This is a genomic window from Morganella morganii (assembly GCF_019242955.1).
Lineage (GTDB): Bacteria > Pseudomonadota > Gammaproteobacteria > Enterobacterales > Enterobacteriaceae > Morganella > Morganella sibonii.
In genome coordinates this window covers 142,539-157,657 of sequence record NZ_CP066129.1, presented here as the reverse complement: position 1 = coordinate 157,657, position 15,119 = coordinate 142,539, and the positions used below count along the sequence as shown (strand labels likewise).

Below are 15,119 nucleotides of genomic sequence, written 5' to 3'. Positions count from 1 at the left end.
CCGGGCTTTTTTTGTCAGAAATACAGAAAAATCAGAGTTCAGGTAATGCGCGGTACAACTGATCACGGGCTTTCTGATCAACCGGCAGCCACTGTTCCGGCTGGTGAATATAATTCAGGTCAAGATGCGGCGCATAACAGGAAATAAAGTCATACATATAATCCTTCAGATGTGTATGACGGCTGATACAAATATGGGTATAGCTCGGTTTCACCAGATTACCGATATTAATACAGCGCAGTGAATCACTGTCTTCTGCCGGATCAAATGCCACGGATGAAATAACACCGACGCCCGTTCCGCGCTTGACATAAAATTTAATAATTTCTGTATCGACGGCGGTTAATACCACATTCGGCGTCAGGTGATTCTGATAAAATACCTGATCCAGCTTGGAACGGCCGGTAAATCCGAATACATAAGTAATCAGCGGATAATGCGCCAGTTCCTGAATCGTCAGCTGCTCATGTTGTGCCAGCGGGTGATCATGCGGCACAATCGCACTGCGGGACCACTGATAGCAGGGCAACGTCAGTAAATCATCATAAAGATGCAGGGACTCCGTGGCGATCGCAAAATCCACATCCCCGTTTTTCACCATTTCTGCCAGCTGTGCCGGTGCTCCCTGATGAAAATGCAGCGAAATATTCGGATAACGCGCATTAAAGCGTTCGATTACCTTCGGTAATTTATAGCGGATTTGTGTGTGCGTGGTGGCAATACGGAGATTCTGTTTTGTCGTGGTATCTTCATGTGAAACCAGACTTTTAATTTTATCAAACTGCGCAAGAATATCGCAGGCAACACGATGAACTTCTTCACCAATCGGACTGAGCGATAATAAGTTATTATTTTTCCGGTTGAATAAAGAAACGTTCAGTTCATCTTCAAGAATTTTGAGCTGTTTACTCACTGTTGGCTGTGAGGTATACAGCTTCTCGGCAGCATTCGTGATATTAAAGTCACTCCTGACCACCTCAACAAAACTTTTGAGCTGATTAATGTTCATTGCTTATTTATCCAGTAATAAAACGGATTAAAAATACTAAAATTATTAAGAAACAGGGTTATAAGAGTAATACAACATGCTGTGTATCAGGATGATAGCACAAGGCAGGTGACGAATAAATAAACACGTCCCGCAAAATGCGGTATCCGTTATTAGCAGGCTAATAACGGATTTTTGAGATGAGATTCAGTATCACTCAATATCACAACATTACATCAGTTCGGATTCGACCGGCAAAATAACGGTTTCTGCTTTCCAGGATTCCCGTTCATTTCCGCTGTCGCGTTTACTCCGGCCTTCAATTCCGGTGAAGAACCAGCCAACCGGTACTTCAAAGATATCCGCAATACGGACTAAACAATCCACATCCACACGATTTACACCACGTTCATAACGTGACATCTGCTGCTGGCTGATTTCAATCATTTCAGCCAGTCTTGCTGCTGTAATACCGTGATCTTTTCGTAACACCTGAATTTTTTGCCCGACTGCACGCGCGATCGAGTTTTTTGCTTTGGTCATGTCGCTATCCCTCACATATGGCTGTGATAATCACCGGATTCCTCTCCGGTAACTAACAAAAATATGCGTTTATTAAAGAAAGTGGACCAATTGATATTCACAAAGTTTTACTCTTTGTTGTTGTTTTAACTTCCGCATGATTGTACTTATTACAAACCAGCAAAGTACACATGTTGAAACATATATTACATATTCATTTACTAAATTGAAACCTGCCTTTCCTTCACTTAACGGATTGTAAAAAAAGAATTATTCGGTGCACGAAAGAGTTATAACCCTATGTATTATAGTATATTTACCTTCGCCATCACCCTTGGACTAGGTATAAACCACTAAAAATAAAATGACTCATCATTGGCATAAAATAGTAATTATTTAGCTTTAATGGAGTAAGAAACCACAATTAAATGGAAAAAAAACGATATATCTTGAAACATTTATGTCTTTCTCAAATTGCCATTGACAGATATCACTTCATGAAACTCATATTCAGCATATAATTCCAAAGTTTATCTTATAATTACGTAAAGAAATCATTGATGGCTGTTATTATGCATTAATGACCAGCAGCACCACCTTCAGAAAAACACATACAGAAAATTGAGAAATAAGATGAAACATACTGATAACATTGTTTGTTTTCTGAATTCGCCTTATATTTTGCTTATATTTAAACCATCGGCACTATCATTTCACTAATAATTTTAAATACATCGGATTTAGATACCCCTGATTACACTTTTAATGCAATAAAATCGCCCTGAAAACATCAGTTCAGGATGAGCTTTTTCAAAAAAAACCGCCTTTCCGTTGATTTTTCAGAAAAAAATAACGCTGAATATTTAGTGACAGTAAGACGTTAAATGCCAAATCAGCAATTAAATTCAGTACAAAAAACCGTTAATTTTACAAAAAATACGATTTATGCTAAATTAGGTGACCTCGTTTCAAAACAAAGGTACTTTTTTTGGTTATTACAACGCACAACTTTCCTATTCTCCCTATCCTGTCTGCGGTTTCCTGTGCCGTCTGCCGTTAGCGCCGCTATACTGATTAATCAATCTATTTAACGGGAAACATGAATACGGGAAAAATTACGTATTTATACTTACCAATTTAGTATTAAACATCTTCTGCTACCGATGAATTCACTATCATACAAAAAGTCGTTGTGGGTTTGAGTGAATCTCAGTCACGTGAATCCCCGTCATAAAACAAAAGGATACAACGATGAGACGCAAGAAAACAAAACAAAAACCTTTAAATATCAATGATATTACTATTATTGATGATGGAAAATTAAAGAAAGCTATCACCGCTGCCTCACTGGGTAATGCCATGGAGTGGTTTGACTTCGGGGTCTACGGCTTCCTGGCGTATGTGCTGGGTCAGGTCTTCTTCCCTTCCGCCTCCCCGGGTATACAGATGATCGCGGCGTTAGCCACGTTCTCCGTACCGTTTCTGGTGCGTCCGCTGGGCGGGGTATTTTTCGGCATCATGGGCGATAAATTCGGCCGCCAGAAAGTCCTTTCCGTCACCATCATTATTATGGCCATCAGTACCTTCTGTATCGGTCTGATTCCGTCTTATGAAAGTATCGGGATCTGGGCACCGGTTCTGCTGCTGCTGGCAAAACTGGCTCAGGGTTTCTCCGTGGGCGGTGAGTATTCCGGTGCAGCTATCTTTGTAGCGGAATATTCACCGGATCGTAAACGCGGATTTATGGGCAGCTGGCTGGACTTCGGCTCAATTGCCGGTTTCGTCTGCGGTGCCGGTGTGGTGGTTCTGATCTCCAGTATTCTCGGCGAAGCAGCATTCCATGAGTGGGGCTGGCGTATCCCGTTCTTCCTGGCACTGCCGCTGGGCGTCATCGGCCTGTATCTGCGTCATGCCCTGGAAGAAACACCGGCTTTCCAGCAACATGTTGAGGATATGAAAAGTGCCAACCCTGAAACCGGCGAAGATAAGCCACGGGTTTCACTGCGCAGCATTGCCTCACAATACGGAAAGGGTCTGATGATCTGTGTCGGACTGGTCATTGCCACCAACGTCACGTATTACATGCTGCTGACCTATATGCCGAGCTATCTGTCGCATAACCTGAATTACAGCGCGGATCACGGTGTGCTGATTATTATCGCGATCATGATTGGTATGCTGTTTGTACAGCCGCTGATCGGAATGATGAGTGACCGCATCGGCCGTAAACCGTTTGTTCTCGCGGGCAGTATCGGGTTATTTTTCCTTGCTATCCCGGCATTTATGCTGATTAATAGCGATGTTATCGGACTGATTTTCTTAGGGTTGCTGATCCTGGCGGTTCTGCTGAACTGCTTTACCGGCGTGATGGCATCTATTTTGCCGGCCATCTTCCCGACAAAAATCCGCTACAGTGCACTGGCTATCTCATTCAATATTTCCGTGCTGATTGCGGGTGCCACGCCGACAGCCGCAGCCTGGCTGGTCGAGGTTACCAATAACCTGTATATGCCGGCTTACTATCTGATGGTAATTGCGGTTATCGGGATGATCACTGCGATTGTGATGAAAGAAACCGCCAACAAACCGCTACGCGGTGCCACACCGGCGGCATCAGACCGGGCGGAAGCCAAAGAGATTTTACTGGAGCATTACGATAATATTGAACACAAGATTGAGGCGATTGATGAGGAGATTACCGCGTTGCAAAAACGTCGTCAGTCACTGATTGATCAGCATCCGAAGCTGGACTGATGTCCTGCTCAGGCCCGCCTCTCCGGACGCGGGCTTTTTTATTGTTTATGCGGGAGGTAAGACGATGACGGACTCAGCACCGGCGGTTGTCTGGCTGCGGCAGGATCTGCGGCTGACAGATAACACCGCACTTTATGCCGCCTGTCAGGCACACCGGCAGGTAAAACTGATTTTTACCCTCACACCGGGACAGTGGGAACAGCACGCCATGTCTCCGTCACAGCGGGCACTGATTTTCTGTCAGCTGCACACCCTGAACACATCCGCTGCCGCACTCGGGATCACCCTGCATGTGCAGACGTGCAATACCTTTGAGGATGCCGCTGACTGGCTGGCAGAATGGTGCCGGGAACATCGCATCCCCACCGTGTATGTCAATAAACAGTACGGACTGAATGAACAGCGCCGTGATGCCCGTTTAGCGGATCGTCTGCCGGAAAGCTGCCGTTTTTATGCCTTCGATGACAGTGTCCTGCTGCCGCCGGGAAGCGTAAGCACACAGCAGGGCGGGCTCTACAAAGTGTTTACCCCATTCCGCCGCGCCTTTCTTACCGAACTGATGCAGACCACGGTCCGGGTCTTACCGGTACCGGATGCCAAAGGGCCGCCTGTTTCCCCGGCACCTCTTAATCTGCCGCAGCAGGAACATACTCTTTTTCCTTCGGGAGAAGAGGCCGCACTGCAACGACTGGCGGATTTCTGTCAGAAGCACGCTGCGGATTACAAAACTGAACGGGATTTCCCGGCGATTGACGGCACCAGCCGCATCTCCGCCTATCTTGCCACAGGGATTTTGTCCCCGCGCCAGTGCCTGAGCCGTCTGCGCCTGCACTTTCCGATGGTCGCTGATGAGCCGGAAAGCGGCGCTTATACCTGGCTCAGTGAGCTTATCTGGCGTGAATTTTATCTGCATCAGCTGGCACTCCATCCGGATATCAGCCGCCACCGTCCGATGCAGCGCTGGACAGAGGCCATTGTCTGGTCACCGGACAGCAGCGGGCTGCTTGCCTGGCAGCAGGGAAAAACCGGCTTTCCGCTGGTCGATGCGGCCATGCGCCAGCTGAATGAAACCGGCTGGATGCATAACCGCCTGCGGATGATCACGGCAAGTTTTCTGGTCAAAGATTTATTAACGGACTGGCGGCGTGGTGAACACTACTTTATGTCACAACTGATTGACGGTGAATTTGCCGCCAATAACGGCGGCTGGCAGTGGGCGGCGTCAACAGGCCATGATTCGGTGCCGTATTTCCGGATTTTCAACCCGGTCACCCAGGGAAAACGGTTTGACCCGGACGGCAGTTTTATCCGCCGCTGGCTGCCGGAACTGGCTGATGTACCCGCAAAATATATTCACACCCCCCATGAATGGGCGGAGAAGAATCAGCGGGAGATTGATTATCCGAAGCCGGTGGTTGATCACCGGATGGCGAGGATCAGAGCTATCGATGCGTATGAAACTGCCCGCCGGACAGCCGCCGGCGGGGATGAAAACCCGGGTTAATCTGCTTTACCTGCTGACCGCCGCACAGTGCTGTAGGTCAGCAGATGTTCCAGGTTATAATAACGGGCTTTATTCAGCACGGTCGTGTGAGACATCCCGATTTCGCGGGACACCTTACGGGCTGAACCATAGCGGCGCAGATAATCCTCCAGCAGGCTTTTTTCCTGACGCGCCAGGGACTCTTTCAGGTTGATCTCTTCCGGTACCGGCTGCACCGCAGGCAGCACATCGGCTCTCTGTACCGGATGAGGCCGCTGTACCGGAGAAACCATCACTTCCTCATGCGGCAGCCACAGATCGCCGACGGTAATTTCCCGGCCGGACGCCAGGTGAATCGCCCGCAGAATCACGTTTTGCAGTTCCCGCACGTTACCCGGCCAGGAATAGGCCATTAACTGATGATAAGCGTCCTGAGATAAACTGAGCTGCTTATTCAGTTCGGTTGTGTATTTACTGATAAAACGCTGTAATAACAGAGGAATATCCGTTTTCCGCTCTTTCAGTGGCGGAATATTAATCGGGATCACGTTGATCCGGTAATAGAGATCTTCACGGAATGATTTGTTCTCGATCATCTCTTCCAGATTCCGGTTGGTCGCCACAATGATCCGCACATCCACCGGGATCTCTTTATGCCCGCCGACCCGGCGGATCACGCCTTCCTGTAATACCCGCAATAATTTACTTTGCAGGATAAGAGAAAGCTCGCCGAATTCATCCAGAAATACCGTACCGTGGTTGGCGGATTCAAACAGCCCCATTTTCCCGCCTTTGCTGGCACCGCTGAATGCGCCGCCCTCATAACCGAACAGCTCGCTCTCAATCAGATTTTCCGGCAGCGCTGCGCAGTTAATCGGTGCAAACGGATGAGCACTGCGGTCGCTGGCGTTGTGAATGGCGCGGGCAAACAGTTCCTTACCGGTTCCGGTTTCACCGCGGATCAGCACAGTATAAGGACTTATTGCTATTTTTTTAGCAAAATCAATAAGATTCATCATGATTCCGCTTTCGCAGATAATGTCATCAAAACTGAACGGCAGGCTTTTATTCACTGATGATGCCATCTGCTGTACAGATCGCAGGCTTTTGAAGGTGATCACCGCCCCCATGACCTGGGACTCCTCACTCAGGATCGGACGGCCGGAGCAGATATAGTACAGCTCCCCTTTCGGGGTACTGGTCACCATCTGATAGTGATCGAAACTGTTGCCGCCGAGCAGTTTGGTGAGCACGGCCTGGTTTTTGCCGCTGAGAATTTTACTGATATTAACGCCGACAATATTTTCCCGCGATATCGAGAAAAAGTCTTCCGCCACTTTATTAAAGTAGTTGATGTTACCCTGATTATTGATACCGATAATACCGTCAGTGGTGGATTCCAGAATCGCCTGTAATTCTTTTTCTTTACGTTCGTAGGGCTGTAATTTGGAACGGGTGACACTGATAACATCAGGATTAAGCAGGAGTTTACTCAGCAGCAGCTTAACATCCCGCTCGCATTCCGCGTTGAATTTGACATAAATTTTGCACGGAAAAACTTCCATGGAATTGATGCTGATTTCTGAGGCCGAAAACTCATTGATGACTTCTTCCACCATGGCGACGCGGTCAATGGTATTAATTAACCATCTATATGCAGACATGTGTTTAGTCACTCCCGGTTAGTGTATGTAGTGCTCTTTTTCACCCACCTACCAGGGTTAACCTATCTTAGGCACTCACTGAAAGGTGAATCAAAAGCGAAATACAACAAAATGGTGCGCAATTAAGGAAAAACCACATGATAAGCAACCTTATCACATAGATTTAATTATTATTTTTTGGTTCAGTTACACTACTTACTATAAACAACTTGAATCAGCTTGTACCCGCCAGATATCTCAATTCCATGAAAAAAGTCGGCCAGACAACGCGTTTACACCCGAACGCATTGAGATCGCAAATCATTAAAAATGCGGTAATTAATAGAATTGATTATTTCTGACGTTGATCATTATCAATCACCGGACGTATCGATTCAGGAAAAAATTTAAAAAGAGATCTGGATCACCCTTCCCTTTTGGGGCTATAATGTGACGCAAGTCCGGTTTTATACCCCAATGTGATTAACCTCACTATCAGAAAGTGGCAACCTACTGTCAACTTTCTTTCCACCTTGTCATTTTTACTTACACTCCGCTTTCCACTTCCTCTGCGTTGTCTTTATCTAAGCTATGCTTTAAAATTATTTATCTCTTTCAATTCAATATGTTATAAAAATAAATCCTGAGTTGGCACGGCTATTGCTTTTATTACTGCAACAACAGCACATGTTGGCATAATAAAAAATTATTCTTTGGAGGATTTATGCACGATTATACGAATAAAGGTTATGACACTAAGATTGTTCACGCTGGCCAACAGGCAGATCCACTGACTGGCGCGTTATCAACCCCAATCTATCAGACCTCTACATTCGTCTTCGACAGCGCAGCACAAGGGGCAGCACGTTTCGCATTAGAAGAAGAAGGTTATATCTACTCACGTTTAGGTAACCCAACTAACGCAGCATTAGAAGAAAAAATGCGTGTACTGGAAAACGGCGAAGCTGCTCTGGCGACTTCTTCCGGTATCGCAGCTATCTCTACCACTATCCTGACTATGTGCGGCCAGGGCGACCATATCGTTGCTTCTGACACTCTGTACGGCTGTACTTATGCTCTGCTGTCTCACACCCTGCCTAAATTCGGTATCGAAGTCACTTTCGTTCGCGCAAATGACCCTGCGAACATCAAAGCGGCAATGAAACCAAACACCAAAATGGTTTACGTCGAAACTCCGGCTAACCCGACTCTGGCAATGATCGACCTCGAAGCAGCGGCAAATGTTGCTCACGAAGGCGGCGCAATGCTGGTTGTGGATAACACCTTCATGTCTCCGTACTGCCAGCGTCCTCTGGAATTAGGTGCAGACATCGTTGTTCACAGTGTGACCAAATACATCAACGGTCACGGTGACGTTATCGGTGGTGTGATTGTCGGTCCTGCTGACTTCCTGGTTCCTGCACGTCTGGTTGGTGTTAAAGACATCACCGGCGGCGTAATGAGCCCGTTCAACGCATGGTTAACCCTGCGCGGCCTGAAAACACTGCACGTCCGTATGGAACGTCACTGCTCTAACGCAATGAAAGTCGCTAAGTATCTGGAATCTAACCCGAACGTGGAAGCTGTATTCTACCCGGGTCTGCCATCTCACCCGCAGCACGAATTAGCGAAAAAACAGATGAGCAACTTCGGCGGTATGATCAGCTTTGAAATCAAAGGCGGTATCGAAGCAGGCCGTAAAGTGATGGATTCTGTTGAGTTATGCATGCTGGCAGTAAGCCTGGGCGATACTGAAACTCTGATTCAGCACCCTGCATCAATGACTCACTCTCCGGTTCCGGCTGAAGAGCGTCTGAAAGCAGGTATCACCGATGGTCTGATTCGTATCTCTGTCGGTCTGGAAACACCTGAAGACATCATTGCTGACCTGGAACAGGCTATTGCGAAAGCAGTTGCTTAAGATCAGAGCGGAAAATTAAGTCTTGCAGTATGTACTCACCTCATTTGCCGTTAACACACAGACGGGGTGAGTACACGAAGCACGCGGAAAAATTCATTGAGAGCCACTCTGAATTCTCTCCGGCGTGCTTTTTAAGTATTTAACAGGTTATTTTTAGCGGTAACAAAAAGAACAACGCAGTGCTGAAATTTTTTAGAAACCATAATCACAATAAATTATTATGAAAACCAAGGGGGCTTAGTATGGCGGACATGACCTCAACCGATAATTCCGCGAAAGCGCTGGGCAAAATACCATTCACAATGTATGACGCCGGCTGGGTTGTGCTTTGTATTGGTATGGCTATCGGTGCCGGTACCGTTGTAATGCCGATTCAGATCGGTCTGAAAGGTATTTGGGTATTTATTTTAGCTTTCATGATTGCGTATCCGGCAACGTATATGTTGCAGAAGCTGTACATGAATACGTTATCTGAAAGTGAAGAATGTGAAGACTACACAAACATAATCACACAGTATCTGGGCAGTAACTGGGGTGTGGCACTGGGGGTTATTTACTTCCTGATGCTTATCCACGGTATCTTTATTTACTCTCTTTCTGTTATTTTTGACAGTGCTTCCTATCTCCATACGTTCGGTGTTACTGAAGGTGTGCTTTCAGATTCACTGATCTATCGTGTCGTTGTTTTTGCCGCGCTGATTTTTATTGCCTCCAAAGGTGAGAAGCTGCTGTTTAAAATCTCCGGTCCGATGGTTATCGTGAAAGTGGGTATCATTGTATCGCTGGGTCTGGTGATGATCCCTCACTGGGATTTCAATAACATCACTGCGTTCCCGCCGATTGCTGACTTTACCCGCGACGTGCTGCTGACCGTCCCGTTTGCTTTCTTCTCTGCGGTCTTCGTTCAGATCCTGAACCCGATGAATATCGCATACCGTAAACTGGAATCTGACAAACGTGTCGCCACCTACCGTGCTATCCGCGCTCACCGCGTGGCCTATATCACCCTGGTGACTATCATCCTGTTCTTCTCATTCTCCTTTACGTTCTCTATCAGTCATGAGCAGGCCGTATCCGCGTTTGAACAGAACATCTCTGCACTGGCCATTGCCGCTCAGGTTATTCCGGGCGCGGTCGTGAGTGTGATGACAACCGTTCTGAACATCTTTGCGGTTCTGACAGCATTCTTCGGTATCTATCTGGGCTTCCAGGAATCCGTGAAAGGTCTTGCGATTAACATCCTTTCCCGTTTCATGGATAAAGAAAAAATCAACCACACGTTATTAAACATCTGTATCTCTGTCTTCATCGTTGCATTACTGACTGCATGGGTGTCCACAGGGTTCTCAGTGGTTGTCTTCTTCCAGATCGGTAGTCCGTTATACGCTATCGTTTCCTGCTTAATTCCTGTTTACCTGGTATTCCGTGTCGCGAAACTGAAAAAATTCAAAGACTGGAAAGCCTGGTGTGTTATGGGCTTCGGTATCCTGCTGCTCATCGCACCGTTCTTCAAATATCTTGAGTGACGGGTAAGATAAAACAGGCCATTTGTCAGTGCGTGCACTGACAGAAATAAAGTAACACCCCGGAACCGGTCACAATACCGGTTCCGGAAAGTTAAAAAACTCAGCACCGCAGTCTGAATAAAAAAACCTCTGTCCTTCTAACCATATTTATTAAGTTCCTTGATTGGTTAGCATATTGCGGGAGATATCATCTCCCGCTTTTTTTCGTCTGAACACAGTCCCTGACCGGACATATCATCGTTCTCACTGTTTTATTTCCGCCGGATGAGAGACACGGCAAACCCGTACAGTAATCCGCAAATCAGCTGTACTGGTCTGTCTTTTTTATTTAAAAACGGAAATTCTGGTAATTAAAAATCGCGCGGAGAAATAATACTGTCCGCAATAAGGCTCATCCGGATTTCCTGAATATCCCCTTCTTCATTTTCATAAAGAATGTCATCCAGCCCGGTTCCGGTCATATTCATTTCCTCAAAGAAACGACCCGGTGTGAGTTTAAAGGCCAGACTGACACGCAGGAGTGTGTCCACATCAATACGATTAACACCCCGCTCATAACGCGAGAGCTGCTGCTGGCTAATCCCTATTCTGTGTGCCAGCTGCTTTGTGGTTAAACCTGCATTGGTCCGGTATTGTCTGATAACCTGTCCGATAGCTTCGGAGATCGCATATTTCTTCATCATTAATCAATAACCCTATAAAGACCATCACTAAAATTCCTTATTTAGCTCACTGATCATAGAAAAAGCACTTAAAACTATAAGTAGTTTATCGTAGATAGGGGCATTTTTGAAAAACCAAAGGATATGCTGTTTGTGAGTACATTACGGGGTAAGTGAGACTGAATGTTTCAGTATATTTCGCCTTTAAAATCATAGCGTAACGCAACAATATGACAAAATATAAATCGATTGAAAGTGCAATGGGTTAGTAGAATAAGTGTTATATACCAAATAATTAGGAAAAAAATATGTTTTCACTCCATTCGAATACAAATACCGAGTTTTTACAGGATGTGAAAAAGTGTGTTTGATCCCACACATCGGATTTCAGAATAATAAGTTAATACATAGTCTTAATATGAATATCAAACAGAACTTAATAAATTAAATTAATGTAAATATTTTGCACGAATAATTAACTTATTTCGGATTTTGTCAAAAATACTGAAACCGGAGGGAAAAGCCGGTGATGAATACGGCAGCAGAAACAGGCTCCGCTGCCGGAACAATAAAAATGCTTACTTCACAAACTCACTGGCTTCACGCGCCAGTTTGCCGATGGCTGCCCAGTCTTTTGCTTTGATAAGCGAAGCCGGTACCATCCACGAGCCGCCGCAGGCCACAATCTGCGGGATAGCCAGATAGTCGCGGATATTGTTCAGCCCGATTCCGCCGGTCGGCATCACCTGTAACTGGTGATACGGCGCCAGCATGGCTTTGATCATCGGAATACCGCCTGACGGCTCTGCCGGGAAGAATTTCACGAAGTCGATACCCAGCTCCAGCGCCTGCTCAACTGCGCTGGGGTTGTTGATCCCGGGAACAATTTGGATATCCATCTGCTGACACGCCTGAACGGTGTTCGGGTTCAGACCGGGAGAGACGACAAACTGTGCCCCGGCGGCTTTGGCCTGACGCACCTGTTCGCGGTTAATCACGGTTCCCGCGCCCACCAGCATATCCGGGCGGGCTTCGCGCAGCAGTTTAATCGCTTCCGCCGCACACTCAGTACGGAAAGTGATTTCCGCCACCGGCAGACCGTTGTCCGCCAGCGCATTGCCTAACGGGATAATATCTTCCGCGTTATCCACGGCGATCACCGGCACAATTTTCAGCTGCCGGAAACGGGTAATCATTGCCTGTAATTCGGACATCTCGTTCTCCTCTTTTCCCGTTAAAACGTATTATTCAGTAAAATATCGGTGACCGGGCGGGTTGCCGCCTGCGGGATAATCGCCCCTTTGTGCTGAATCACCACTCCCGCAAGCCGGTGCCCCATCCGGGCTGCGCGTTCAATATCCGCACCGGTGAGCCAGCCCGTCAGAAAACCGGCGTTAAAGGCATCCCCGGCGGATGTGGTATCCACCACCTGTGTCACCGGCGTGGTGGCAATATTGATGACCGGCGCATCAGTGCGCAGATCACGGTAGTCACACCCCTGAGCACCCGCTTTGATAATCGCCTGTTTCACCCCGGCCTTTGCCAGACGGACAAAAGTGGCGTTACGGTCGCTGTCACCCCACAGACGCGCTTCATCATCATCAGTGACCAGCGCCATATCAGTCAGTGCATACATCGCCTGATAACAGTCACGGGTTTCATTTTCATCCGCCCACAGAGCCGGACGGTAGTTGCTGTCAAACAGAATGGTTTTGCCCTGCTGTGACAGTGTTTTCAGATCATCCAGCAGCCGCAGACGGTCTTCCGGCGGCAGAATGGCCAGACTGATACCGCTGAGGTAGATGGCATCCATCTCCGCCATCTGTGCCAGCAGCGCCGGGTAATCCGGATGACGGACAAGATAACGCGCCGCTGAATCATTACGCCAGTAGAGGAACGTGCGCTCACCCTGTTCATCCAGCTGAATAAGATACAACCCCGGCTGATGGTGCGGATCAGTCAGCACATGTGAGGTTTTCACCCCCTCCGCCTGCCAGCGGCTGATCATACCTTTACTGAGCGGGTCAGTGCCCATGGCTGAGATAAAATTCACCTCAACAGCGTCCCCCGCCGCGCGGGCCAGATAGACCGCGCTGTTCAGGGCATCGCCGCCATAACGCTGAACCATCTCCCCGAACGGCGCGCCGTTGAGTTCAATCATGCACTCGCCGATCAGACCAATGCGTTTCACTGTCATTATTCACCTTTCGCTGCGGAAAAATAACGCTGTGCATTATTGAAACAGATATCACGTACCATCTGCCCCAGCATGGTTTCATCAGCCGGAATTTCACCGTTAACCGCCAGCGTACCGAGCATATTGCACAGAATACGGCGGAAGTATTCATGACGAGTATAGGACAGGAAACTGCGTGAATCTGTCAGCATGCCGACAAACTGACTTAACAGTCCCAATTGTGATAACTGTTCCAGTTGACGCTGCATGCCATCTTTCTGGTCGTTAAACCACCAGCCGGAACCGAACTGAATTTTGCCCGCAATACCACCGCCCTGGAAGTTGCCGATCATAGTTGCCAGCACTTCGTTATCACGCGGGTTCAGGCAGTAAAGGATAGTGCGCGGCAGTTCATCGGTTTTATCCATTTCATCAAGCAGACGTGAAAGCGGATAAGCCACCGGCGCGTCACCGACGGAATCAAAACCGCTGTCGGCACCGAGCAGATTAAACATGCGTGTGTTGTTGTTGCGCAGCGCACCGATATGCAACTGCATCACCCAGCCGCGTTTTGCATATTGCTTACCGAGCCAGACCAGCACCGCCGTTGCAAACTGCGCGGTGGCGGTTTCATCCGGGATTTCCCCGGCAAGGCGTTTCTGCAGAATCGCATCCAGGACGGATTCATCCGGCACCGGTGCATAACGCAGGATCTCAATACCGTGGTCAGACGCAACACAACCGTGCTGTGCAAAGTGAACCAGGCGGCGATCCAGCGCGGTCAGCAGATCGCTGAAACGGCGGATATCCACATCGGCACTCTGTCCGAGCTTCGCGATATAATCCGTGAAACCGTCCAGTTCAATTTTAAAAGCGCGATCCGGACGCCAGCTCGGACGCACTTCAATATCAAAACTGTCATCCTGTGCAATCTGCCGGTGGTATTCCAGTGAATCTGCCGGGTCATCGGTTGTGCCGACCATATGCACATTCATCTGCTGCATAATGCCGCGTGCGGAAAATTCCGGCTGTGCCAGTTTTTCATTGGCTTCATCCCAGATACTCTGCGCTGTTTCCGGCCCGAACACTTTGCCGGTGATACCGAACGGGCGGCGTAGTTCCAGATGGGTCCAGTGATAAAGCGGGTTACCAAGTGTCATCGGTACGGTTTTTGCCCACGCCTGATATTTCTCATAATCACTGGTGTCGCGTCCGGTGATAAGCGATTCCGGAATTCCTGCCGAACGCATGCCGCGCCATTTGTAGTGATCCCCCTCCAGCCAGATCTGCCCGAGGTTATCAAAACGGCGGTTTTCCGCGATTTCACACGGGTTCAGGTGACAGTGATAGTCATAGATTGGCATGTCCGCCGCATAGTCATGATAAAGACGGCGGGCGATGTCGCTGTGCAGTAAAAAGTCTTCGCAAAGAAACTGTTTCATAA

The 15,119-nt window shown here is 47.8% G+C and carries 11 protein-coding genes; 4 read left to right on the top strand and 7 right to left on the bottom strand.

What is annotated here, in order from left to right:
* Positions 1-31: 31 nt before the first annotated feature.
* Together JC793_RS00675 and JC793_RS00670 are read right to left on the bottom strand one after the other, a co-directional pair.
* On the bottom strand, positions 32-1,009 hold the full coding sequence (locus JC793_RS00675; protein ID WP_046895036.1) for a LysR substrate-binding domain-containing protein: 978 nt from the start codon (positions 1,007-1,009) through the stop codon (positions 32-34).
* Between the two features lie 210 nt (positions 1,010-1,219).
* Positions 1,220-1,531, bottom strand: coding sequence for a helix-turn-helix domain-containing protein (locus JC793_RS00670; protein ID WP_046895037.1), 312 nt, complete (start codon positions 1,529-1,531; stop codon positions 1,220-1,222).
* 1,230 nt (positions 1,532-2,761) lie between these two features.
* On the opposite strand from JC793_RS00670, the gene proP reads away from it, so the two are divergent.
* Both proP and phrB read left to right on the top strand, forming a co-directional pair.
* Positions 2,762-4,264 carry a glycine betaine/L-proline transporter ProP gene (gene proP, locus JC793_RS00665; RefSeq protein ID WP_046895038.1) on the top strand — a complete coding sequence of 501 codons (1,503 nt, stop codon included), beginning with the start codon at positions 2,762-2,764 and terminating at the stop codon, positions 4,262-4,264.
* Positions 4,265-4,328: 64 nt separating this feature from the next.
* Positions 4,329-5,768 carry a deoxyribodipyrimidine photo-lyase gene (gene phrB / locus JC793_RS00660; protein ID WP_218427157.1) on the top strand — a complete coding sequence of 480 codons (1,440 nt, stop codon included), beginning with the start codon at positions 4,329-4,331 and terminating at the stop codon, positions 5,766-5,768.
* Here the strand turns inward: phrB and JC793_RS00655 are convergent.
* On the bottom strand, positions 5,765-7,411 hold the full coding sequence (locus JC793_RS00655) for a sigma-54 interaction domain-containing protein (RefSeq protein WP_107679873.1): 1,647 nt from the start codon (positions 7,409-7,411) through the stop codon (positions 5,765-5,767). The genes phrB and JC793_RS00655 overlap by 4 nt on opposite strands.
* Positions 7,412-8,114: 703 nt before the next feature.
* On the opposite strand from JC793_RS00655, the gene megL reads away from it, so the two are divergent.
* Both megL and JC793_RS00645 read left to right on the top strand, forming a co-directional pair.
* Positions 8,115-9,311 carry a methionine gamma-lyase gene (gene megL, locus JC793_RS00650; protein WP_004904656.1) on the top strand — a complete coding sequence of 399 codons (1,197 nt, stop codon included), beginning with the start codon at positions 8,115-8,117 and terminating at the stop codon, positions 9,309-9,311.
* A gap of 242 nt (positions 9,312-9,553) precedes the next feature.
* Entirely contained in the window at positions 9,554-10,837 is a 1,284-nt protein-coding gene (locus JC793_RS00645; protein WP_107680155.1) for an SLC5/6 family protein, read from the top strand.
* Positions 10,838-11,187: 350 nt separating this feature from the next.
* Here the strand turns inward: JC793_RS00645 and JC793_RS00640 are convergent, their stop codons facing one another.
* The 4 genes from JC793_RS00640 to uxaC form a co-directional block, all read right to left on the bottom strand.
* Positions 11,188-11,520 (bottom strand): helix-turn-helix domain-containing protein, encoded by a 333-nt coding sequence (locus JC793_RS00640; RefSeq protein ID WP_004237940.1) that lies wholly within the window; start codon positions 11,518-11,520, stop codon positions 11,188-11,190.
* A 557-nt stretch (positions 11,521-12,077) separates the two neighbouring features.
* Positions 12,078-12,713 (bottom strand): bifunctional 4-hydroxy-2-oxoglutarate aldolase/2-dehydro-3-deoxy-phosphogluconate aldolase, encoded by a 636-nt coding sequence (locus tag JC793_RS00635; protein ID WP_218427155.1) that lies wholly within the window; start codon positions 12,711-12,713, stop codon positions 12,078-12,080.
* Between the two features lie 20 nt (positions 12,714-12,733).
* Positions 12,734-13,696, bottom strand: a complete 963-nt coding sequence (locus JC793_RS00630) for a sugar kinase (protein WP_218427153.1) — start codon at positions 13,694-13,696, stop codon at positions 12,734-12,736.
* A complete protein-coding gene (gene uxaC, locus JC793_RS00625; protein WP_218427151.1) occupies positions 13,696-15,117 on the bottom strand; it encodes a glucuronate isomerase in 1,422 nt (473 codons plus the stop codon). Before uxaC ends, JC793_RS00630 begins: the two co-directional genes overlap by 1 nt.
* Positions 15,118-15,119 lie beyond the last annotated feature (2 nt).

Excerpts from the sequence above, each read along its gene's own strand:
- proP (WP_046895038.1), top strand. The coding sequence starts at position 2,762 with ATGAGACGCAAGAAAACAAAACAAAAACCTTTAAATATCAATGATATT.
- megL (WP_004904656.1), top strand. The coding sequence starts at position 8,115 with ATGCACGATTATACGAATAAAGGTTATGACACTAAGATTGTTCACGCT.
- phrB (WP_218427157.1), top strand. The coding sequence starts at position 4,329 with ATGACGGACTCAGCACCGGCGGTTGTCTGGCTGCGGCAGGATCTGCGG.
- JC793_RS00675 (WP_046895036.1), bottom strand. The coding sequence starts at position 1,009 with ATGAACATTAATCAGCTCAAAAGTTTTGTTGAGGTGGTCAGGAGTGAC.
- JC793_RS00630 (WP_218427153.1), bottom strand. The coding sequence starts at position 13,696 with ATGACAGTGAAACGCATTGGTCTGATCGGCGAGTGCATGATTGAACTC.
- uxaC (WP_218427151.1), bottom strand. The coding sequence starts at position 15,117 with ATGAAACAGTTTCTTTGCGAAGACTTTTTACTGCACAGCGACATCGCC.
- JC793_RS00655 (WP_107679873.1), bottom strand. The coding sequence starts at position 7,411 with ATGTCTGCATATAGATGGTTAATTAATACCATTGACCGCGTCGCCATG.
- JC793_RS00670 (WP_046895037.1), bottom strand. The coding sequence starts at position 1,531 with ATGACCAAAGCAAAAAACTCGATCGCGCGTGCAGTCGGGCAAAAAATT.
- JC793_RS00645 (WP_107680155.1), top strand. The coding sequence starts at position 9,554 with ATGGCGGACATGACCTCAACCGATAATTCCGCGAAAGCGCTGGGCAAA.
- JC793_RS00635 (WP_218427155.1), bottom strand. The coding sequence starts at position 12,713 with ATGTCCGAATTACAGGCAATGATTACCCGTTTCCGGCAGCTGAAAATT.
- JC793_RS00640 (WP_004237940.1), bottom strand. The coding sequence starts at position 11,520 with ATGATGAAGAAATATGCGATCTCCGAAGCTATCGGACAGGTTATCAGA.